Origin of the sequence: Halobellus sp. H-GB7 (assembly GCF_030848585.1) — an archaeon.
Lineage (GTDB): Archaea > Halobacteriota > Halobacteria > Halobacteriales > Haloferacaceae > Haloquadratum > Haloquadratum inordinatus.
In genome coordinates this window covers 1-21,119 of record NZ_JAVDDW010000016.1, presented here as the reverse complement: position 1 = coordinate 21,119, position 21,119 = coordinate 1, and the positions used below count along the sequence as shown (strand labels likewise).

24 protein-coding genes are annotated in these 21,119 nt (G+C 64.3%); 17 read left to right on the top strand and 7 right to left on the bottom strand.

What is annotated here, in order from left to right:
• The first annotated feature begins 60 nt into the window (after nucleotides 1-60).
• From RBH22_RS17075 to RBH22_RS17045, 7 genes are all read left to right on the top strand, one after another.
• Nucleotides 61-645: a hypothetical protein gene (locus RBH22_RS17075; protein WP_306678498.1), complete on the top strand. Its 585-nt coding sequence runs from the start codon at nucleotides 61-63 to the stop codon at nucleotides 643-645.
• A complete protein-coding gene (locus tag RBH22_RS17070; RefSeq protein WP_306678496.1) occupies nucleotides 642-1,202 on the top strand; it encodes a hypothetical protein in 561 nt (186 codons plus the stop codon). Before RBH22_RS17075 ends, RBH22_RS17070 begins: the two co-directional genes overlap by 4 nt.
• Entirely contained in the window at nucleotides 1,195-1,413 is a 219-nt protein-coding gene (locus RBH22_RS17065; protein WP_306678494.1) for a hypothetical protein, read from the top strand. Before RBH22_RS17070 ends, RBH22_RS17065 begins: the two co-directional genes overlap by 8 nt.
• Entirely contained in the window at nucleotides 1,406-1,645 is a 240-nt protein-coding gene (locus RBH22_RS17060) for a hypothetical protein (RefSeq protein ID WP_306678492.1), read from the top strand. The genes RBH22_RS17065 and RBH22_RS17060 overlap by 8 nt, the downstream gene beginning before the upstream one ends.
• Entirely contained in the window at nucleotides 1,645-1,785 is a 141-nt protein-coding gene (locus RBH22_RS17055; protein WP_306678490.1) for a hypothetical protein, read from the top strand. Before RBH22_RS17060 ends, RBH22_RS17055 begins: the two co-directional genes overlap by 1 nt.
• Nucleotides 1,778-2,878 (top strand): site-specific integrase, encoded by a 1,101-nt coding sequence (locus RBH22_RS17050; protein WP_306678488.1) that lies wholly within the window; start codon nucleotides 1,778-1,780, stop codon nucleotides 2,876-2,878. Before RBH22_RS17055 ends, RBH22_RS17050 begins: the two co-directional genes overlap by 8 nt.
• Nucleotides 2,879-3,561: 683 nt before the next feature.
• Nucleotides 3,562-4,227, top strand: a complete 666-nt coding sequence (locus RBH22_RS17045; protein ID WP_306678486.1) for a helix-turn-helix domain-containing protein — start codon at nucleotides 3,562-3,564, stop codon at nucleotides 4,225-4,227.
• A gap of 440 nt (nucleotides 4,228-4,667) precedes the next feature.
• Here RBH22_RS17045 and RBH22_RS17040 read toward each other — a convergent pair whose 3' ends face one another.
• Both RBH22_RS17040 and RBH22_RS17035 read right to left on the bottom strand, forming a co-directional pair.
• Complete coding sequence (locus RBH22_RS17040; RefSeq protein WP_306678484.1) at nucleotides 4,668-6,077, bottom strand: nucleotide pyrophosphatase/phosphodiesterase family protein; 1,410 nt, start codon at nucleotides 6,075-6,077, stop codon at nucleotides 4,668-4,670.
• A complete protein-coding gene (locus RBH22_RS17035; protein WP_256545458.1) occupies nucleotides 6,074-7,282 on the bottom strand; it encodes an inositol-3-phosphate synthase in 1,209 nt (402 codons plus the stop codon). Before RBH22_RS17035 ends, RBH22_RS17040 begins: the two co-directional genes overlap by 4 nt.
• A 214-nt stretch (nucleotides 7,283-7,496) precedes the next feature.
• On the opposite strand from RBH22_RS17035, the gene RBH22_RS17030 reads away from it, so the two are divergent.
• The 6 genes from RBH22_RS17030 to RBH22_RS17005 all read left to right on the top strand — a co-directional run bounded on the left by RBH22_RS17030 (nucleotide 7,497) and on the right by RBH22_RS17005 (nucleotide 12,703).
• Complete coding sequence (locus tag RBH22_RS17030; protein ID WP_256545459.1) at nucleotides 7,497-8,276, top strand: TatD family hydrolase; 780 nt, start codon at nucleotides 7,497-7,499, stop codon at nucleotides 8,274-8,276.
• A 6-nt stretch (nucleotides 8,277-8,282) separates the two neighbouring features.
• On the top strand, nucleotides 8,283-9,110 hold the full coding sequence (locus tag RBH22_RS17025) for a sugar phosphate isomerase/epimerase family protein (protein ID WP_256545460.1): 828 nt from the start codon (nucleotides 8,283-8,285) through the stop codon (nucleotides 9,108-9,110).
• Between the two features lie 7 nt (nucleotides 9,111-9,117).
• A complete protein-coding gene (locus tag RBH22_RS17020) occupies nucleotides 9,118-10,056 on the top strand; it encodes a UbiA family prenyltransferase (RefSeq protein ID WP_306678481.1) in 939 nt (312 codons plus the stop codon).
• Between the two features lie 124 nt (nucleotides 10,057-10,180).
• The gene (locus RBH22_RS17015; protein WP_306678479.1) at nucleotides 10,181-11,029 is read left to right on the top strand and encodes a sugar phosphate isomerase/epimerase; all 849 of its coding nucleotides are present in this window, start codon (nucleotides 10,181-10,183) and stop codon (nucleotides 11,027-11,029) included.
• 195 nt (nucleotides 11,030-11,224) lie between these two features.
• The gene (locus RBH22_RS17010) at nucleotides 11,225-11,539 is read left to right on the top strand and encodes a hypothetical protein (protein WP_256545463.1); all 315 of its coding nucleotides are present in this window, start codon (nucleotides 11,225-11,227) and stop codon (nucleotides 11,537-11,539) included.
• 240 nt (nucleotides 11,540-11,779) lie between these two features.
• On the top strand, nucleotides 11,780-12,703 hold the full coding sequence (locus RBH22_RS17005) for a sugar phosphate isomerase/epimerase (RefSeq protein ID WP_306678477.1): 924 nt from the start codon (nucleotides 11,780-11,782) through the stop codon (nucleotides 12,701-12,703).
• Between the two features lie 32 nt (nucleotides 12,704-12,735).
• Here the strand turns inward: RBH22_RS17005 and RBH22_RS17000 are convergent, their stop codons facing one another.
• Together RBH22_RS17000 and RBH22_RS16995 are read right to left on the bottom strand one after the other, a co-directional pair.
• Nucleotides 12,736-13,290: a hypothetical protein gene (locus tag RBH22_RS17000; protein ID WP_256545465.1), complete on the bottom strand. Its 555-nt coding sequence runs from the start codon at nucleotides 13,288-13,290 to the stop codon at nucleotides 12,736-12,738.
• A 99-nt stretch (nucleotides 13,291-13,389) separates the two neighbouring features.
• Complete coding sequence (locus tag RBH22_RS16995; RefSeq protein ID WP_306678474.1) at nucleotides 13,390-15,333, bottom strand: PAS domain S-box protein; 1,944 nt, start codon at nucleotides 15,331-15,333, stop codon at nucleotides 13,390-13,392.
• A gap of 216 nt (nucleotides 15,334-15,549) precedes the next feature.
• Here RBH22_RS16995 and RBH22_RS16990 point away from each other — a divergent pair, with 216 nt between their 5' ends.
• The 4 genes from RBH22_RS16990 to RBH22_RS16975 all read left to right on the top strand — a co-directional run bounded on the left by RBH22_RS16990 (nucleotide 15,550) and on the right by RBH22_RS16975 (nucleotide 19,050).
• On the top strand, nucleotides 15,550-16,797 hold the full coding sequence (locus tag RBH22_RS16990) for a hypothetical protein (protein WP_306678472.1): 1,248 nt from the start codon (nucleotides 15,550-15,552) through the stop codon (nucleotides 16,795-16,797).
• 124 nt (nucleotides 16,798-16,921) lie between these two features.
• Nucleotides 16,922-17,263, top strand: coding sequence for a winged helix-turn-helix domain-containing protein (locus tag RBH22_RS16985; RefSeq protein ID WP_121569356.1), 342 nt, complete (start codon nucleotides 16,922-16,924; stop codon nucleotides 17,261-17,263).
• Complete coding sequence (locus RBH22_RS16980) at nucleotides 17,263-17,586, top strand: hypothetical protein (protein ID WP_256289652.1); 324 nt, start codon at nucleotides 17,263-17,265, stop codon at nucleotides 17,584-17,586. Before RBH22_RS16985 ends, RBH22_RS16980 begins: the two co-directional genes overlap by 1 nt.
• Before the next feature lie 81 nt (nucleotides 17,587-17,667).
• Nucleotides 17,668-19,050, top strand: a complete 1,383-nt coding sequence (locus RBH22_RS16975; RefSeq protein ID WP_306678470.1) for an NAD(P)/FAD-dependent oxidoreductase — start codon at nucleotides 17,668-17,670, stop codon at nucleotides 19,048-19,050.
• Between the two features lie 235 nt (nucleotides 19,051-19,285).
• Here RBH22_RS16975 and RBH22_RS16970 read toward each other — a convergent pair whose 3' ends face one another.
• The 3 genes from RBH22_RS16970 to RBH22_RS16960 all read right to left on the bottom strand — a co-directional run bounded on the left by RBH22_RS16970 (nucleotide 19,286) and on the right by RBH22_RS16960 (nucleotide 20,946).
• A complete protein-coding gene (locus RBH22_RS16970) occupies nucleotides 19,286-19,615 on the bottom strand; it encodes a hypothetical protein (RefSeq protein WP_306678468.1) in 330 nt (109 codons plus the stop codon).
• Nucleotides 19,616-19,978, bottom strand: a complete 363-nt coding sequence (locus tag RBH22_RS16965; protein ID WP_306678466.1) for a hypothetical protein — start codon at nucleotides 19,976-19,978, stop codon at nucleotides 19,616-19,618. It lies immediately after the preceding gene.
• A 368-nt stretch (nucleotides 19,979-20,346) separates the two neighbouring features.
• Nucleotides 20,347-20,946 carry a hypothetical protein gene (locus tag RBH22_RS16960; RefSeq protein ID WP_306678464.1) on the bottom strand — a complete coding sequence of 200 codons (600 nt, stop codon included), beginning with the start codon at nucleotides 20,944-20,946 and terminating at the stop codon, nucleotides 20,347-20,349.
• Between the last annotated feature and the right edge of the window lie 173 nt (nucleotides 20,947-21,119).

Below are 21,119 nucleotides of genomic sequence, written 5' to 3'. Positions count from 1 at the left end.
GTCGCGGCCGCGGTGTAGTAGCACCCGGCCGCGGCGGGTTCTGTGCCAGAACACAGAACCATGGTCAAAAGACCATCTGCGGGCATTCAAGCCCGCGCGACGACAGACGCACCGACTCCAAATAACAGCGGCGACTGCGCCTTTTGCACGAACCGAGCGATCGGCGTCGACGCGCACACCGGAAAGCCAGTGTGCCGACCGTGCGGTGTCGCCCTCGACGAGAGCGAGCACCGACTCGTCGCCGACGGCGGCGAGCAGACCGACTTCGCCTACGACACGTGGTACGACACCTTCCAGGCGTCCGTCCAGCAGTTCGACGCGGAGAACGGTGACCTGGAGGCCATCTTGGATGGCGACGCCGGCTTTCACGCGTACTTTCACGCCAACGGAAGCGACGTGACGCGCGGCGTCCACACGGCCATCTACCAGGCCCTCTACGACACCCTCGACGAGTTCTACGTCGACGAAGAGCTCGTCGAGATGCGACGCGGCGAGGTGACGCCGCACGCGGTCGCGGCGGAGGTCATCGAACAGATATCCCACGAACACGGCGTCTACCTGAGCGAGCACGTCGAGGAGAACATCCGCGATCGCGTCGCCCAGCGCGTCGAGACGAATCTCGAAGACCGCGGAGGTGCCGAATGACCGACGACGCGCTCACGCTCCGCGCGTCCGGCCCCGCGCTGACGACCACCGAGACGGAACGCGACGGCGTCGCGATCGAGACGACCGTCACGGTCGATCTCGAAGCCACGCTGGACGTCGACGCCGACTGGCTCGACGAACACGCGACCGTCTGCCGCAGCGGCGGCGCACAGCTCGCCCACGCGAACGTCGCGCGCTTCGTCACCGAGACGCTGAGCGACGCGGAAGCCGAGTACGAGCCCGAAGACGAGAGCGAGTGGGACCTCCGACTCAGCGGCTCGATCGAGGCGTGGCAGGCCGCGGTGGTCCCGCTGGCGAAGCGCCACAGCTCGCGGATCGCGAGCGAGGACGACGTCGCGAACGCAGTCTGTGCGATCCTCGACGATCTCAGCGAACACGCGGCCAGCGACCGCCCGCAGTTGGCGCTGCTGGACGTTCTCGAAGACTACGACCCAGACGACTACGCGAAGCAAAACGTCCTCAACGCGCTGTCTGCGACCGACAGTGAGCTGACGACTGAGGCGACGCCGACCGCGGAGGTGTCGGCGGATGACTGACGACGACGTGCTCGCGCACCTGGCCGGCTACGGCGCGATCGTAGCCGTGCTCGCGTCGTCTTCGTGGTCCGGATTCGCGGGGATGGCCCTCGGCGGGCTCTTCGTGATCGCCGTGGTGATCGTGCTCGGTCTGGAGCTGTTCCGCTATCTCACGCGGCGACTCCGACGAGAGGCCGAATCTGCGGCAGCGGGGGTGTCCGCCAGTGACTGAGGTGCTCGCCTGTCCGAACTGCGACTCGTCGGCGAACATCTTCCGACGCAGTCCCGAGAAGGCCGTCTCGAAGCTCGACGACGGCGACGGCCGCTGGCGCTGCTCCGATTGTGATTCGGAGTTCGACGAGCCGATTCGTCGAGAGTCGAAGCGCGGGCCGCGCCCGCAAGGTGGGCTCGCCGGCCGGCTGATGGACGCCGACAGCGGCGACGTGACCGGAGGTGCGGACTGATGGGCGAACGCTGGAGTAGCGTCCGCACTCGCGCCGACGACGCCTACCACGACGTCGCGCAGTTCCACCTACACGAGTTCGCGGCCGACGTTACGGGGGTAACCGACGGTCGCGGGCTGGGAGGACGCGACGATGGCTGAGTCGCGCTCGGGCAGTCGCGATCTGAGTCCGATCACGCCGCGGGACGCTGTCGAGCGATTCATCGAGCGGCGGCAGTCGGACTCGACAGAGCAGACGCTGCGGACGTATCACGACCGGCTGATGCGGTTCGTGCGCTGGCTCGAACACGAAGACATCCTGAACCTCAACGTGGTCGGCGGCCGCGATCTGCAGGAGTACCTCGCGTACCGCCAGCAGACGTGTAACCGGACGACGCTGAACAACGAGTTCGGGACGCTGAAGAAGTTCTTCGAGTTCCTCGTCGCGATCGAGGCGACCGAGCCGGCGATGCCGGATCGGGTGCAGCTGCTGAAGCCGACCGCTTCGGCCGACGACCAGACGAACGTGGAGAAACTGCCGCCGGAGCGAGCGCGAGAGATCCTGGAGTATCTGGAGCGCTTCGAGTACGCGGGCCGACGGCACGTCACGATGCTGCTGATGTGGCGGTTCGCGTTCCGGTTGGGTGATCTGCGGGCGATCGACGTCGAGGACTGTTCGTTCGACGGCGAGATCGACAAAGAGCGGCTCCGGATGATCGGCGAGCGTACCGAGAACGTGCCCGAGGAGATCGGGCCGCACCTGTATATGATCCACCGGCCGGAGTCGGGCACGCCCCTGAAGAATAAATCGAAGAGTGAGCGCATCGTCTCGCTGACGGACGACGAGGTGCGCGTCCTGCAGGATTACATCGACAAGAAGCGGACCGAGCAGATCGACGAGAACGGCCGGCGACCGTTGCTGACGTCGACGCACGGGCGGCCGACGAACACGTGTGTCAGACGCTGGATGTACCGGCTGACGCAGCCGTGTCTGGTCGGGCCGTGTCCGCACGATAAGGACCCGGAGACGTGCGAGTACCGAGAGCACGGCCACGAGAGTGGCTGTCCGTCGGTGAAGTCACCGCACAAGGTCCGAACTGGCGCGATTTCGAATATGCGAGAGTGCGGAATCTCGCCGGAGGACGTCTCAGAGCGGGTGGACGCGACGCCGGAGACGATCAGACAGCACTACGATTTCAGCGACGAACTGCAGCGGCTCGAAAACAGACGCGAGAGATTCGAGGATTTGGAATGATGACGACGACATCGACAGAGCGGATGGCTTCGGTAGCGAATAGTGCGCTGGCTCAGCGGTCCCATAGCTGTTTTCTATGACGTAATCTGTTACCCGTCGAGTTTACTGTTTGTCTTAGCGTGCGTCGTCCTTTCATATGTCCAGAGCAGCCGATTCGTCGGCCACCCGTCAGGACACAACCCTTCTACCCCCGGTATAAATCGGTTATACCGTTAAGCTACAGAACAATGCGGTTACGGGCCCTTCGTTCAATTGTATGACGCAGAGAAACCCTACTGACGATCGAGGCAGAGAGACCGAACCAAACTTCTATCTCCCCGCCGGATCTCCCTCGACGTCCGTCGCCGGTCGGATTGAGCGTATCTGGGCGAAGCTGTTCAGCCACGGCGTCGAAACGCCGGCGTAGCTGCGAACGAATGCGGTGAACCACCCGGTCCAGGTAGACTGGATCGAGTTCTGAGTGGGATTCATATTCTGACTACCGTGTACGAGGCGTAGGCACTCGAGACAGTATTCATCGTGTCAATCCACCTTGACTAACCGACTCACTTAACACACCACACGCCCACAACTACGACTCCGATAGCAAACATCGCAGTGTACATCTTCGTCGGATATCTCAAAACTCATTGATTGCAGAACCATACAACAAATACGCACCTACAGAACAGTGGCCGATATCAATGACGGATATTAAAGCGGTCGTCAGAGTCGAGCACCCTGACATAGTGCTCACAGAGACAGTCAACCACGAGCGAAGCGCGAAAGTCAAATCAGTATCTGAGGCGGGCACTGACCCCACATCGGGGAAGTTCTTCTACCGTATCGAGTCCTCGGACTTCTCGCGATTTGAGGAAGGATTGCGGAGGGACAACACCGTCGGCGAATTCGAGCGCGTCATCGAAACCAGAGACGGTGAAGCAATCTATAGCTTCGAGTACACGGACGAAGCGAAAATCCTCTCGTCAGTTATTTCGACCGCGAATGGTGTCACACTCGAAATGGAGAACGAGGGACAGGCTTGGATATTCACGATATGGGTGCCCGAACGAACGAACCTGACCCATCTCTGGAACTATGCACAACAGCACGACATCGACATCGACTTACTGCGCGTGAACGAATACGATAGTTTGGGCACCAAAGACGCGGGATTGACCGATAGCCAACGAGAAGCACTGCTCGTTGCATTGGAGACAGGGTATTTCGAAGAACCACGGAACGCAACGCTCAGCGAGGTCGCCGCTGATCTGGACATCTCACAACCCGCCGCCAGCGGTCTTCTTCGGCGTGGAACCAAGCGACTCGTCGTATCGTCTCTGGTGGATGACAGTGACGTATCAGATTGATCAACGTCTCAAAACGCACTGACCACCTACCGTCTCTGACAGCAGGCTCTGCGGTCAATCTGTAGACTCGTTCTGACAGGCGATCCAGTAGCGCTCAGCGGTCCCTGGGAGATGCGTCTCTAACTCTGCTTTCGAATCGTTCAGCATCCCTTTTCAGAGGGCGATCGCCGCTGCGCCGACCACAGGTGCAAGGACGGTTAGATACACTGCCGCTTCGATGCTCCACGCGCGCCGAATCGCGGACAGCCGCTGCATCAGTCCACGTTTACGCCGTCTATCGGTGTGACCCGCGGCGATAGACGGAGACGTGACGTAGGTGCCGCCTCAACGCTGACAGACGGGGGCGCACTCGGCCGGGATCCGAATCAGTGCGGGTTTTCTGGTCACTCTCTGCAGGAGGGGGCGCTTCGATATCCTCCCGGGCTTCCGCTCGCTACGCGTCAGTCCGAAGTCGACCGGACGCCAGACAGCAGCGATGCCGCCTCGAAGTCCATCTCCAGCCGCTCTTCGACCCCGAGAAGCGTCGCGATCGTCGGCGCCACGGCCCGCGCGTCGACCGGTCCGTCGGGTGACAACGTCTCCGGAGCGGCAGGGCCGCCGATCCCGTACACTCCTCGCGTCTCCTCGTCGACGCAGCCGTGTGAGCCGCCGATCTGTGTCGGGTCGAGCGAGGCCAGTCCAGCATCGCCGACGAAGAGCTCGCAGGGGTCGAAGCCGGGCTTGGCGTGGATGTCCATATCCGTGGCGTACGATGGGGCCGCCTCGTTGGCGTCCCACCAGTAATACTGGAACCAGGCGTCCGGTTCGGCGACTAACACGAGGTCGCCCGCGTTCGGATGGTCGATACCCCGCGCCGCCGTTCCGTCATCGTCCAGCACCTCGGCCACGCCGTCGAGCGCTTCGAGCGTCTCGCGGGCGGCGGCGACCACGTCAGCGTCGGCGTACACGTGCGCGACTTGGTGGTCGACCATCGCGAAGGCTGCCGAGCGTGAGAGATCGACCTCCTCGCCGCCGTGGCCGTCGTCGGTCACCGAAAGTAGCCCCGCTTGTCGAAGCGCGCGGTTGGGGAACACCGGCGTATCGACCGAGTGGAACCCGTACTCGCTGACGACGTTCACGACTGTCTCCTGCCAGCGCTCGTCCGCACGGAGGAACGACAGAAACGAACCGAGGAGTTCGTCGACAGTTTCGAGCGCCGCGTCGGTCTCGGGCGCGTCGGGACCGTGCCGCTGCGCGTCGTAGTCGAGGTGCGGGACGTACACCCAGAGTAGGTCGGGGTCGAACCGTTCGATCGCCTCGCGCGCGGCGGTCAGGATCCACTCGCTGCTTCGCTCGTTCGCGGCCGGCCCCCAGTAGTTGTGGAGCGGGAAGTGGCCGTATTCGGCCTCCAGATCGTCGTACAAGCCGTCAGGATTGGTCCAGCAGTTCATCTCGAGTATGTTGTTGTCCTCGTCTTCGATCGGCGACGGCGTTACCGACACGTCGGCGTTCGTCCCGACGAGGTGCTGGAAGAACAGCGCGCCGGTGGTGAGACCGGCGTCGGCGGCGGCTTCCCAAATCCGAGTGCGATCACCTCGGTCGCGCTCCCAGAAGGCCACCGCGTCCGCGTCGCGGTCGTACTCGCCGTTCGCCACGTCGCCGTGGGCCGCCGGCGAGCGTCCGGTCGCGAGCGTCGTCTGGGCCGGGACCGTGACTGCGGGAAACGGAGGCCGGAGGTCGGCCGTGTGCTCCTCATCGAGCAACCCGGTCAGATTCGGCGCGTGGCCACTGCCGAGGTGGTCAGACTGGAGACCGACGACGTCGAGGACGACGACGCGCCGGTCCGCGGCCGGCCCGTCGGAGACGGTCATTCGACAGCCGCCTCCATCGAGTGGCGGTCGACGTACGCGTCGAGCAGCGCGAACTGTCGCGAGAGGTCGTGTTCGTCGACGCCGATCGGGGCCTTGAAGAACGACGCGAGATGTCGCTGGAGCCCCCCTTCGCCGCGCTCGTCGGCGTGGGCGAGCAAGCGAACGAGGTCGAGCACGAGCGGAGCGGCGAGTGCCGAGTCCGAGCCCTCCCAGGTGAACTGCATCTTCATTTCGGTGTTCAGGAAGCCCTCGAAGTGGACGTAGTCCCAGGCGGTCTTCCAGTCCCCCAGCGACGGTGTGTAGTCGATTCGGACCCGGTTGTGCTCGATATCGGGCAGGATGGAGTCGAGCACGCCACCCTTGCTCGCTAATTTTCCGGCCTTGTTGGCCTCGTCTTCGAGGACCTGACCGTCGTCGTTGCCGAGGACGTTGTGGCCCTCCCAGGACCGCACGTGGAGGTTCCGCCCGCCGAACATCGGCGCGAGTGCCGACTTCACGAGAGTCTCACCCGTCTTGGCGTCCCGTCCCGTGTGCGGAACGTCCCGATCGTTGGCGAGTTCCCGGAGGCCGCCGAGTGCCGAGCCAGTGCTCGGCGTGAAGTTGACGTAGGGGTGTCCGTCGACGATCGCGGCGTACGCGTAGAGTGCGCTCGCGGGGAGGTCGCGGTCGTTTCCGGCGATCGCCCGCTCGAACGCATCGAGCGTGTCGTATCGGTCCGGCTCCTCCAGCGGCGGTTCGGTCGAGGCGACGTTCACTACCACCACACGATCGAGGTCGTGCTCCCGACGGAACGCCCGGTAGTCGTCTCGGATGCGGTCGACGACCTCGCCCACCGGAAGCCGTTCGTCCAGCGAGCCCTGGCTGGCGAGGTCGTCGACGGCCGCCCCGCAGTTCAGCGCCGTTCCCGTCTCGATCCGTCTGTCGATGTGGCGGAGGTCCTCGGCCACTGTGTCGACGATTTCCGGAGATGGGACGCCGTTCTCGGAGAGATCTCGCGCCGACTCCAAGAGGCTCTGCTCTCTGATGTCGTGGCCGCCGAAGACGAACTCTCCGACGTCGGGGAGCGCCAGTCGCGAGTACGGCTCCCGGGCCGTCACCAGGCCAGTCGTGTCCGTTTCGCCGCGGGCCAGTGCGCGCGCGCCTGCTATCGCGGTGGTCGCGACGTTTCCGCGCGCGCCGATCAGCCAAACACCTGTGCTTGTCATTGGCGTAGGTACTCCGTGTCGAACTAGCGACATTGTTATGACACGCCTGAACGTGACAGGTACCGCTGGGAGGGCGACACTCGGTCAAACGGGTCTGAGAGGGCTTATTTGACCGTTTAACCGCGGTTTTCAGCTTTTGAAGCCGATAGTAGGAGACTCATAACGAAGTGAGAACTACCTGATTGCTGAATCGATGCGCGTGATCGACCCCCACATGCATATGGTATCACGGTCAAGCGAAGACTACCGCCGAGCCCGGCGGGCGGGAATCGAGTGCTGCATCGAACCGGCATTCTGGAGCGGGACGGACAAACGTCACGCGGGCTCGTTCTTCGACTACTTCGAGCACATCACCGACTTCGAGACCGAGCGCGCCGAGCGCGCGGCCGGGATGGACCACTACGTCACCCTCGGGCTCGAACCCAAGGAGGCGAACTACCCCGAGATGGCCGAGGAAGTGATGAAACGGCTCCCCGAGTTCCTCGACCGCGAGAACGTGGTCGGCGTCGGCGAGATCGGGCTCGATCAGGGGACGGACGCCGAGGAGTACGCGTTCCGCAAGCAGCTCCGGATGGCCGAGGAACGCGAACTCCCCGTCATCGTCCACACGCCCCACGAGAACAAGCCGGATGGGACCGAGCGGCTCGTCGAGATGATCCAAGAAGAAGACGTCACCGAGGAACGGATCATCATCGACCACAACACCGAGAACACGATCGACACCAGTCTGCAGACCGACTGCTGGATCGGATTCACCCTCTATCCGGGCAAAATTGCGGACGAGAAGGCCATCGACCTGCTCGAGGAGTACGGCACCGACAGGATGATACTCAACAGCGCGGCCGACTGGGACCCTTCGGACCCGCTGGCGGTGCCGAAGGCCCGCGACAAGATGCTCGACCGCGGCTGGGACCGCGAGGCGGTCCGCACGGTCGTCTTCGAGAACCCATACGCGTTCTTCGACCAGTCGCCCAACTTCGATTACGAGCCCTGAGAGCCGATGCAATTTGCATTCTCAGCCAACGCGTTCCAGGCGTACGATCAGCTCGAAACCGTCGAGATTCTGGCCGACATCGGGTACGACGGGGTGGAACTCCTGCTCGGCGCGTCGCACCTTCACCCCGCAGACACGGACCAAGCGGACATCGCCGCGGTCGAGAACGTGCTCGACGATACGGGCCTCGAGATAAGCAACTGTAACGCGTTTATGATGACTGCGGAGGGCTTTCAACACCCTTCCTACGTCGAGACCGATCCCCAGTACCGCCAGCAGCGCATCGACTACACGCACGAGTCGCTCCGTCTGGCCGACGCCATCGGAGCCGACTCGATTTCGATCCAGCCGGGCGGCCCCGTCCCTGCAGACCGGTCTTACGAGTGGGCGATGGAGACGTTCAGAGAGAGTATGCGGTCGATCGTGCAGATCGCCGAACCCCTCGACGTCGACGTGCTGATCGAACCCGAGCCGGACCTGCTGATCGAGACGACAGACCAGTATCTCGACATCGCAGACCGTGTCGACTCGGAAGCGGTCGGCTGCAACTTCGATGCGGGGCACCTCTTTTGCGTCGGCGAGGATCCCGCCGAGGCCGTCGGCCGGGTCGTCGATCAGACGCCCCACTACCACGTAGAGGACATTCCGGCCGACCGCACGCACGAGCACACCCAACTGGGCGACGGCGCGATGGACATCGACGGCTTTCTCGAGGCCGTCGCGGAGACGGGCTACGATGGATTCGTTACCGTCGAGCTATACCCGTATCAGGAGACCGCGGCTGAGACGGCGCGCGAGGCGTACGAGTATCTCGACGAGCACGGGTGGATCTGATCGGACGATGGCTCACTCCCGACGCGGCACACGCCGGGTGCGACGCACTGTGGCCGCGTACGCCGAGTTAGTTCGCGTTCCGAACCTCTTCACTGCGCCGCCGGACGTGATAGCCGGGGCCGCACTCGCCGTCGCCGCGGGCGGGACGGCCACGGTCCCGGCCGTCGCCGGCGTGGCCGCCGCTTCGGTGCTGCTCTACGCCGCTGGGACGGCCCTCAACGACTTTTTCGATGCCCCCGTCGACGCGGAGGAACGTCCGGAGCGACCGATCCCTGCCGGTCGGGTGTCGCGCCCGACGGCCGGTGTTTTCGGAGCCGCGTTGCTGCTCTGTGCGGTGCTCCTCGCAGTCGCTGCAGCCGGCGCTACTGCCGGAATCGGGGCACTCGCGGTCGCAACGGCGGTCATCGCGTACGACGGCGTGCTGAAGGGCGGACCGGCGGGGTTCCTGGCGATGGGCGCGGCGCGCGGACTGAACGTCCTGTTCGGGACGACGGCTACAGACGCGACGGTCGCGTCGCTGCCCCTTTGGGCGCTCGGTATCCCGGTCGTGCTCGCCACGTACGTCGCGGGCGTGACGCTGGTGGCCGCAACGGAGACGACCGGGGCGTCGCGGCGGTCGGTGGTGGTCGCTGGCGGCGCCGCCGGAGTCGCCGGGACGGTCGCGGTGACCCTCCTTGCGACTGTCGGCCTCACAACCCACGGACTCGCTGCCGGCGTCGGCATCGTACTCGCGGCCGCGTTTCTCCTCGTGACGGGGCGAGCGCTCGCACGGGCCTACCGTGACCCGTCACCGGAGACGGTCGGCCCGGTCATCGGGACGTGCGTGCTCGCGCTCGTGCCGCTCGATGCGGCGGTCGCGGCCGTCGCTGGCGCCGGATGGGCGCTGGTCGCGATCGCGTTCGTCGGTCCCGCAGTCGGACTGTCGCAACTGTTCGCCGTCTCGTAAGGAGGATGATGACACGTATGCACCAGAGACACACGATTCACCGAGCCGGATTCGAATCGACGACGGCGCACCGACGACGAACCGTAGCTGCCGGCCGCCCCGGCAGGCGCAGAGGGGGGCAGTGATGGTCGAGTTGGCCTTCTCGACGAACGCCTATTCCGAATACGGACTTCCGGAGGCGGTTCGGCGCATCGGCGACCACGGCTACGCTGGCGTCGAGATTCTTGGCGACGACCCCCACGCCTACTTCCCGACGTTCGACGGCCACGACGAGCGCGCGCTGCGCGACGCCCTCGCGGAGACAGGCCTGTCGGTGGCAAACGTCAACGCGAACACGGCGATGGGCTACTACGACGACGCGCCGCCCTCGGCGTTCTTCGAGCCGAGCGTCATCACCGACGACGAAGCGGCCCGCCGGTGGCGCATTGAGTACACGCACCGCGCCATCGACCTCGCGGAGGCGGTGGGGTCACCCGCGGTCTGTCTCGCGACCGGCCGACCGCTCGCAGGCAACCCGCCGAAACGGGCGCAAGAGACACTTCGCGCGTCGCTCCACGAGGTCCTCGACTACGCGGAGCCGCGGGGTATCGACGTCGGCATCGAGTTCGAACCGGAACTACTCGTCGAGTGCACCGACGAGGTGTTAGCCCTGATAGACGACGTCGGCCGCGAGTCGCTGGGCGTCAACCTCGACGTCGGGCACGCGGCCGTGTACGGCGAGGACCTCACCGAGACCATACACCGGAGCGCGGGCCACATCACCGGCGTGCACGTAGAGGACATCGTCGGCGGCCGCCGGGGCAAGCACTACCACCGGATCCCCGGCGAGGGCGACCTCGACTTCCGGGACATCTTCGACGCGCTGGACGACGTCGGCTACGACGGGTTCGTCACCGCCGAACTGTACACGTACCCGCACGAGCCCGATCGGGCCGCCGAGCGTGCGTACGAGGAACTGGCGCAATACTGCTGAGGTGCAGGACTATTGAGATCACTCACGCTTCCTGTCGGGCCTGCGGTGGAGCGGCACGTGGCCACTGGCAACACAACGTCCGGCGCTCCCGAGACAACTCTGGGGTGCTGCAATACGTCACGGACGTCTGGCAGACAGCATCAGCACTCGGAGATCGACCGACACCGCCTTCCTGCTTCGCCACAGACTGCCGCTGTGTCAGAGACGTTTCACGGCGACGTACTGCGCGTCATTCCACCAGACGAACTCGCCGAGCACGATCTCGAACCTGCCTTAGAGGAACTGGCTGCATCGCGTGGCGTCCTGGTCTGTCGCCGCGGTGGCCATCCCTCGCTGTTGGAACTCATATGGGCGTTCGTGAGGCGGGACCCAATCGAGGCGGTCACTGTCGTTGCGGACGTCGAAGACGAGGACATCAGCGAGGGCGACGAGATAACCGCACAGATCACAGAGACAGAGTTGTTCGGCGTCTACGAGGTAACCGGCACTATGGACGTTGACCGGGCTTGATACTGTTCGCGAAATAGTAGGGGCCTGATAGTCGCAGCGCGCGGCAGCGCGGATTGCTGCGTGTTCGTTGTCTGGATCGATCGCGGGACCCAGAGGCCGAACCGAGTTGGTTCCGATAGCTATCATTACTCGTTCCTGACTTTACTGCCGGTAGAACGCGGCATAACTCGCGACTATCGGCCGGTTAGCGAGGTGATATGCGTTCTATAACAATACCCACGCCAGTGAACTACAGAAACTGTGACCGACACACCCCGACCAGCGTTGCAACTCTACAGCGTGCGAGCGCTCGACGATTCGCTCCCGGACATCGTTCGCCGGGCCGCGGCGGCCGGCTACGAGGGCGTCGAATTCGCCCACCGCTTTCGGGAGGAACCGCCAGAGGCGGTCGCGACCGCCCTCAGCGAGACCGGAACCGTCCCCGTCGGCGTCCACGCCGAACTCCCGCTCGTCGAGGCGGCCCTGACAGGCGAAAACGACCTCCTCGACCGCTGCTCGACGATCGGCTGTGACCGATTGATCGTGCCGCACATCTCGTTCGGACACCTCAGATCGCGGAACGCGGTCCAATCGCTCGCCCAGCGACTCCGCGACGCCTCGGTGGAGTTAGACGACTACGGCATCGATCTCGGCATACACAACGTCCGGCACTACCTCTGGCCGCTGCTGCCGGACGTCGTGGAGACGATCACGGACGCAGCACCGTTGCCTCCCGGCGTCGAGAACGCCGCGACGATGGCGGCCAGCCGTGCACTCCGCGCGGGTCGCCAGCCGAAAGCCACCAACACCGGCCTCTGGAATCTGATCACGCAGACGGAGACTGCGGACCTCTTCTTCGAAGTCGAGGTCGGCGAGATCCGTGCCGCCGGGTTCGATCCCGTCTCCGCGTTTCCGATGTTCGGTGATCGACTCGAACTACTGCACCTGCGAGACGTTGCACCCACCGGACGCTTCGGAGCCTTCGAAGACGCGCCGCACGGGGAGGGCGTCCTCGATATGGAACGGATCTTCGCCGCCGCTCGCGACACGGGCGTCGAGTGGGTCGTCTACGAGAACGAACTCGACGTCGACGCCGACTCGAAGGTCGATCACGGGGCCGCGTTCCTGCGCAAACACCTCGGCCAGAGCCACGATCCCGACGTTCGCGTTGCCGACGCCGAGTAGGGGACGATCACGCGGTCACACAGCGGGCGGGGTCACGCCGCGAGCCACTGTCGGATCGCGCCCACGAGCAATCGATCGAGTGCCCGGGTCGCGGTTCCGAACGCGACGAAGAAGACGACCGTCTCCAGGAACGCCCGAATCACGAAGCCACCGGGATCGGCCGTCGAAACGACCCGGACGAGGGAGGGAATAGTTGTCATCGCGGTATCGAAGGTCCAGGCGGCGACGACCCCGCCGACGAGCAGCGCTGCGAGATAGAACTCCGTTTGCGGTTCCGAGAGCGTGCCGCGCTGTGTTGCCTCGTGACGGACTGCGTCCGCCGTCCCGACGCCGAGCGCCGCCAACTGTCGCCGCGACTGATCGAGCACCGTAACCACCAGCACGAACCAGAGCGCGGCTGCGAGCCCGAATCCGATAGTCGACGGTGCGACGGATAAGATGTCCGCGAGGACTGCAGTGACGCTCGGAGTGACGCGGTCGACGACGACGTAGAACAGCGCGTATCCGAGGACGGCGTCGATAGGGCCGTACGCCGGCACGGACGGGCCACTGTCCGCTTCGACCGGGCGGTCGGCGTCGGGGGCCATACGTACACAGACGTGTCGGGACAGTATCAAAACCGCCCCCGACGCCACTCTCGTAGCTCCCCCGGGTCGGTCTGCTGTTCGCTGCCGTGACCGCCCCGTCTACCGGAAGAGCACGGTCGGCCGGCGGGCGACCGACGCCACCGATTCGTCCGCGTCGATACCGGGCAGTCGGATCGTCGCCGTCGTGCCACCGTCGTCGTCGGCGCCGATCCGGAACGACCCGCCGTAGCGCGTCACGATCCAGTTGACCAGCCACAGTCCCAAGCCCGAGCCGTGTTGCAGTGCGGTTTCGTTACCGGAGGCGATGACCCCCGCTTCCATCTCGTCGATTCCGGGACCGTCGTCCCTGACCGTGAGTTCGATCCAGTCGCCGTCGTCGACGACGTCGATCGCCACCCGCGGAGTGGGCGACGGGTCGTGCTTGATGGCGTTCTCGACGAGTTCCGAGACGGCCCGCCGTAGCTCCGGGCCGGCACAGATGTCTGTACTCGTTCGGATCGTTCGTTCGATCGTCGCCCCAGCGAAGGCGTCTCGGTGACTTTCGAGGACCGCCGCGACGAGCGCGTCGGGGGCGAGCCGCTGGGGGTCACGGTCGCCGCGTGCGTACTGTTCCAGTTCGCGGGCGCGATCGGACAACTCGACCAGTTCCTGTGCGATGTGCTGGATTCGGTCTTCGGCGTCGGTCCCGGTCTCCATCGAACGCTGTCGCTCGCCGTTCCATCCCAGGATCGCGTTCAGGTCGTTGCGCAGATTGTGCCGGAGCACCCGATTGAGGAGTTGGATCAGTTCCTCGGTTCGCTTACGCTCTGTGACGTCGTTCTGGAACCCGAGATAGTGCGAGAGCGTCCCCCCGTCGTCTTCGACGGGCGCGAGGCGGACCTGATTCCAGAAGGGGGTCCCGTCCTTCCGGTAGTTGATGAGCTCCACCGTCACTGGGTCGCCCGCGTCGATCGCCGACCGGAGGCGACTCACCGCGTCCGGGTCCGTCGCCTCCCCCTGGAGAAACCGACAGCTTTGGCCGGTCGCCTCAGCGGCCGAATATCCCGTCACGCGCTCGAACCCGCGGTTCACGTAGACGAGCGGGTTGTCCGGCTTGCGCACGTCCGCGATCGAGATACCGACCTGCGCCTCCTCCATCGCTCGGTTTTTGACGCGTAGTTCCTGCTCGCGCTCTTTCCGATCCGTGACGTCCCGACCGACGCCCTGGATCCCGACGACCTCGCCTCCGCCCGTCACCGGCGTCGCGTTGACCTCGATGACGACGACAGTACCCGACTGATCGAGGAAGTCCAGTTCCATCCGCGCGACCCCCTGTTCGTCGAGGACGTCTACGTAGCCCGCCATCGCCTCCTCGGCCGACGATTCCGTCATAAAATCGACGAAGGGTTCGCCGACCAACTCGTCGGGGTCGTAGCCCAAGATCCGCTCGACGGCCGCGGACACGTAGGTGAATCTGGCGTCGAGGTCGAGCCGAAACAGGATGTCGAAGCTCGTTTCGGCGATCCCCTCGAACCGGCGTTTCTCGCGTCGCAACCGTTCGTTTTGCTTCTCGATTTCGCGCTCGTAGGCGTCCCGTTCCAGTTCGCTACTGACGAGTTTCGCCAGCAGCTCCTGAAAGACCTCCTCGGCTTCCGAGAACGGTTCCTCGCGCTCGTCGTCGGCGGCAAAGCAGACCGTACCGTAGATCTCGTCGTTCACGACGACTTTGGCGCCGATGTACGTGCCCAACCCGAACGTCTGGATCGCTTGCTCGTCGATAGAGGACGCGGCCGCGTCGTGCGTCGCGAACGGGCTCTCGAGTTCGATCGTTCGCTTACAGTAGGCGTCCCGGAGTGGGCACTGTTCGCCCGGCTGGATGAGTTGGTGGTCGCCCGTCGCCTGGACGATCTCCTGCATTCCATCTTCGATTCTAGTAAGAAATCCGATAGGAAGGCCGAGGTAATCGGATCCGATTTCGAGCGCGCGCGTGATCTTCTCTTCAGTCTCCCGATTCGGATCGGCGAACACGTCGTAGAGCCGCTCGCGATACGAATCGGAATCCATACTATTTCACCGTGAGCGCGGTGGTTAGAAAAGCATGACGGCTAGCCGCAGAGGGAGAATCGAGACTCCGCCTCGTTTCGGTGCGGCCGGTGTCCCACCGGGAAGTTCGATTCCCTGGGGAGTGCGAAGTTGTACAAAAATCCATCGACGGCCTGCGCCCCTCCGCGGTCGATGTCGGGTTTATACGGATGAGCCGACCGTCGGACGGACTGCAGTATGTCCCCCGACTCTCGGCCCTCCACCGATCGAACGCGACGGCAGTTGCTCTCCGGCGGCGGCGCGGCACTCGCGATGTCCCTCTCGACACTGACGGCTGGCTGTCTGTCCAGTCTCCCGCCGCTCGGCGGCGACCAGCGCTACGGCCGCGTCGGCGTCCCGCCAGCAGGCGACCCCGGATACCGAAAGTGGTTGCCGGCGCCGTCGAGCGTCGACTCCTCGGCCGATCCGTACCACTTCACCGCGCTGGGTTCGACCGCGCTTCGTCCGGAGGCTCCCGAAAAGTTCGTCGGACGGCAGGCCCACGCCAGAGCCGCACTGGACGCCTTCGGCATCGGCTTCGAGAACTACGACCGATTCATCGGGTCGAACTTCGGTGTCGTCGTCGAGGCGTCGTTCGACCGCGCCGAGGTCACACGAACCGTCACCGGCACCGGCTACGAACGCGACGGCGACTACCGCGGATACGCGACGTTCGTCCGGTCTGACGTCCCCCGCCGGGTCGCGATCGGCGACGACGCCATCGTGTGGACGAGCGCGTACCAGCACGACGCCCCGAACCTGGAAGCGCTCGTCGATGCCGGAGCGGGCGAGCGACAGCGGTATCACGAAGCCGACGCCGCCTTCGATCGGCTCACGGCGGCCGCGGGCGACAACCCCTATCTGGGCGTCAACACGGGCGTTCGCGACCCGACAGACCGCCCGGTGATGCTCGCCGACGCGATTCGGTTCGACGACGACACCGCCTATCAGGTCGTCCACTATCACTACGCCGACGGCCGGGCGCCGACGAGCGCGGCGCTCGAAGCAGCACTGCGCGAGGACGACTACCGGTTCGTCGACGGCGCCGACGAGTTCGACGTCCGGGTCGAGGGGCGCGTCGCGACCGTCGAGACGCAGGTCCCGCTTCGCTCCGACCGCGAACTCGCCCCCGAGTACGACCTCCCGCAGGTGACGTGGGGGGCGACCTACGATCCGGACGCCGACGCGGTGACGTTCCGACACGAGGCCGGCGAATCGGTCCCCGCCGACAGGCTCTATTACGACCTCGACCGCCCGTCTGTGCCCGGGAAGATCGAAAAGCGCGACCTCTGGACCGGCACTCGGGAGGTCGCGGCCGGTGCAGAGACGACCGTCGATCTGAGCGACGATCCGGAGGCGACCGGTGTGAGCCTCGTCTATTCGACCGGCGGCGTCGGATTCCACGTGCTCTTCGGCCGCGACGTTCGGGGTGGGACCGATGGCTAGCGTCGCTGTCGTGACGCCGAGCGCCGGTTCGTCGCGTTCCACAGCCGACCGACTACCAACCGTAGAGACGATCCAGTATGAGACCCAGAATCTATGCCGGAGTCGGATGATAGGTGAGGGTGAGATGGCCGACGTGGACCTCGCAACCGTCGTCGCGCTGCTCGACGACGAGCACGTGCGGTCGATCCTCGTCGCGACGAGCGAGACGCCACGTTCGGCCACCGAACTCGCAGCGCGCTGTGAACTTTCGACGTCGTCGATCTACCGTCGGCTCGACCGCCTGACGGAGGCCGACCTCGTCGGCGAGCGGACCCGACCGCGGTCGGACGGCCACCACGAGACGGTCTATGCCTCCCGACTCGACCGCTTCGAGGTCACGATCCGCGACGGCGAGTTGTCGTGGGAGATCGAACGCGAGAGCGACGACGTCGCCGACCAACTGACGCGGCTGTGGGGGAAGCTCTGATGTCGGTCGCCGGACTCGGCTCCCCGATCGGCCTGCTGGCGGGCGCTGCAGCGACACTCTCGGCGCTCCTCGGTCTCTATATCGGGTATCAGGCGTATCGCGGCCTCCGCCGGAACGACGAGCGCTCGATGCGGTGGCTCTCTGTCGGAATGATTCTCCTCTTCGGGCTGACGTACACGCTCGCTGTCGCCGGCCAAGGGCTGATCGCGTTCCGCGTCCTCCCGATCCGCTTTCAGAACGTGATCCGCCTGCTCGTCCGGACGACTCAGGTCGTCGGACTGGTATGTATCGCCTACTCGCTTCAGATCGCGACCGGGCGCTGACCACCTCCCGCGCTTCGACAGGATCTGTTCTGCGCCCCCGACAGCGACAGTATAATACCGGACCGGGGTCGCTGTAGCCATATGGAGCGATTCGACGTAGCAGTCGTCGGCGGGGGACCTGCGGGGTCGGCCGCCGGACACGCCGCCGCGTCGGCCGGCGCGTCCGCGGTAGTCCTCGAAAAGGGGGTTCCGCGCGCGGATCGGCCGGACCGACTGGGACCGGACTCGACGGACGCCGCGGGCATCCTCGACTACTGGGTCGACATAATGGGCATCCACCCCGACGAGATGCCCGACGACGTCGTCCTCGGCGAGTTGGATCGAGCGGAGTTCATCGGGCCCAACGAGTCGATCACGCTGCGGTCGACCGGGATCGAATCGTCGTACGACAACTTCGGATTCTGTATGCAGCGGGCGCGCTTCGACGACTTCCTCCGCGGCCGCGCGGAAGACGCCGGAGCGTCTTATCGGGTCGGCGTCTCAGTTCGGGGCGTCAAGAGCGATCACACCGGCGACGGACCGCGGCACCGCGTCGAACTCGCGAGCGGCGACGCCATCGGCGCCGACTTTCTGATCCTCGCCGACGGCCCGCAGCGACAGGTCACGACCGGCGTGCTCGACGAGTATCTCCCGTTCGACGTCACCGAGCGCCTCTCGACGCGGGAGACTAACCACATCGCCTACCAGGAACACCGTCGCCTCCCCGCGGACGTCTTCGAGGAGGTCGCGGGCGCGATCAAGTTCTGGTGGGGGTATATGCCGGGCCACACCGCCTACCCGTGGATTTTCCCGAACGACGACAACGTCGCGCGGATCGGCCTGACGATGCCGATCGGGATGGAACTCGACGACCTGGCGAATCCCGAAGACTACCCGCTCTTAGAGCCCGAGGACGACCGGATCCCGCAGGGCCGCGAGTACATCCGCCGGCTCCTCGAACAAGAGTACGGCGACGAGTACGACATAGCGGAGGATTTCCCCCTCGTCGAGGACCGCGGGAAGTCCGGTGGGACCGAGACGTACGCCATCTCCTCGACGCGGCCGATCGACTCGCCGACCGACGCGGGCATCGCCGTCGTCGGCGGCGCGATGGGGTCGACCTCGGCGTTCCACGAGGGCGGCGATCACACGGCCGTCCGGACCGGCGCGATCGCGGGCGAACTCGCCGCCGCCGGAGATCTCTCGCCGTACAACGACCGCTGGAAGGACGCCATCGGCGACGAGATCCTCCGCAACGTCGCGATGGCTGACGTCGTCCGCGATTACGACCCAGACGACTGGGACTGGGCGTTCTCGACGGCCCGGAAACTCCTCGACAACAGCGAGGGCTACGGACTATTCGACACGAGCAACATCAGCGCGGGCTTCAGCGCGGCGCGACTGGTGACGACCTACAAGCGCACGAAGTTCTCGTTCCGCAACGGCAAGTACGTCCAACTCACCGAATCCGAATACACGCTGTAGCGCGCTGAGTCGGAACGGCCTTGAGCGTCGACTTCGTAATACGGGTGCGCACCCTTAGTCCCCGCCCGAGTACTCCCATCACGGGAGCGATGACGAGGCGGCGAACCCGGGTGTGCGACATATGGGACGTCCGTGCCCCAAAGACGGGCCGCCTGACACGAGGGTTTCCCGGCCGACGCGGCACGCAGCCCCGGGATGAGGCCGGCCGTTAGTGTTCCGGGCGTACATTTCGAATCTACCGGAGATACGTCTCTATTTCATCGATGACAGCATCGATGAACTCCTCGGTAACACGGCCCTGCCACGCTACCAGATCTTCGATCCGTGGCGAGTGGACTGCCCACGGGGAGACGAACGACTCGCGCGGAACACCACCGACTTCCCATACGTCGGAGTCCATCGCAATCGAGTCGCTGTACTCCTTGGTAGAGATAGCGACCGCGAGGAACTGCTCGTCGCCGAACGGGTGCGAACTGTTGTTGACGATCAACCACGGACGCTGGCGCTCCTCGCCCAGTTTGAACGGGTCAGAACTTCGAACGACATCTCCTCGCTCCGGTTGCATTTATTGATCCCGTTCACTCAGGTGTGGTTCGTCCGGAGCGACCGCGTCCCATTCGTCCGGGTCGATACCACCGTCCTCGTCGTCGAGTTGTTCCGTTACGGTGTGGAGATTGTACGCATCCTGTACTCGATCCAGATCCTCTGTTATCGCCCAGTATTCCCCTTTGTGTCGGACGAGGTCACGCTGCTTTAACCGGGAGAGCGCGGTTCCAACCGTGTTCGGAGCTTCCTCGACTCCGGTCGCAATCTCCGAACGGGTGAACGCCTTGTCTCGATTCGCATATAGGTAGGCGAGTACCTGTTCGGGAACGCTTGGACCATCTGGCAGGTCCCCTGTTTCGAACTCTTCAATGCGAACTGGCATATAGTGTACTTAGCGTACTGGAGTAATGAATGTACTGCTATGCCGAAGTCGTTGCTACTCGGTTCATTTTCGTCGAGCCTACTAGTAGAAACTCGCCCGGTAGTGTTCCGGGCGTACATTCTTATATGCTACTAGAATTAATTGTGAATGATTCAACTAGTTTCAACTGCGTCTATCGTCTGGACAGAGTAGTCCACAGAGAGCCCCATTATCGGCGTATTTCCGGGAAAATCGATGATGACGGGCCTGGAATGATGTCTGCCGGGGGTGCTGTATGTCTGTCAGGTTTGGATGTCCACGCTGAATAAAGCGCGCGTATTGCTCACTCCTGGTTATCGGATTTCAGGCCACTTCCATATTGTTTGTCTCTATATCCCGAGCCACTCATCGTTGCGGACTTGGTACCCCTTTTCCCGGCAGAACTTGGCCGCTTGTCGCCGTACAGCACGGGATCCCGGAAGTTTTTCTTTGTCTCGAATGCGTTCGATAATCCAATCGCTAATGGCCTGGATCCCTTCATCGTCGTCATCGGCGTCAATGGCTTTGAGCTCCTTGAACGTCATTTCGTAGGCTTTGCGCTGTGACCAACGAAGATCCGCGTTCGGGAGCGTCTCGCTGGCTTCTACAACCCGTTTCATAGCCGCGGCGACGGTCGGCCGCTGGACTGCAACACTGACGGCAACGGGCGAATCGAACGTCTCCTCGTCCGTCGCCGGCAAGAGTTCTTCGATCGTGTAGCTCCCGTCGGCCGATTCAACCTTGAGGTCGCCGGCGGCAGCGATGAGCTGGGCCCCCGTTGCCGGGAATTCAACTGATTCGAGTTCCGACTCAAGATCGCCGAACTCTTCTGCCTCTACCGGTGGCTCCGGTTCGTCCCCCCGCTCTAGTTCTGCAGCAACGTCGCGCTCTCGCTGACGTCTATCGGTGTCCCGCGCTTGCTTCTCTCGGCTGTTCTTGTCATCTGCCATCTTCGATTGTAGGCTCTCTAGTCGGATAGGCCTGTGGCTGGTGAACCCGGAATTCCTGGCGCCTTGTTATCACATCACCGACATTAACGGCTCAAAGTTCACCCGTGTTCAACATTATCACAGAGTCGTGTCTCCAATCCCGGAGTTCGGCATCTGTGTCGTATTTACTGGTT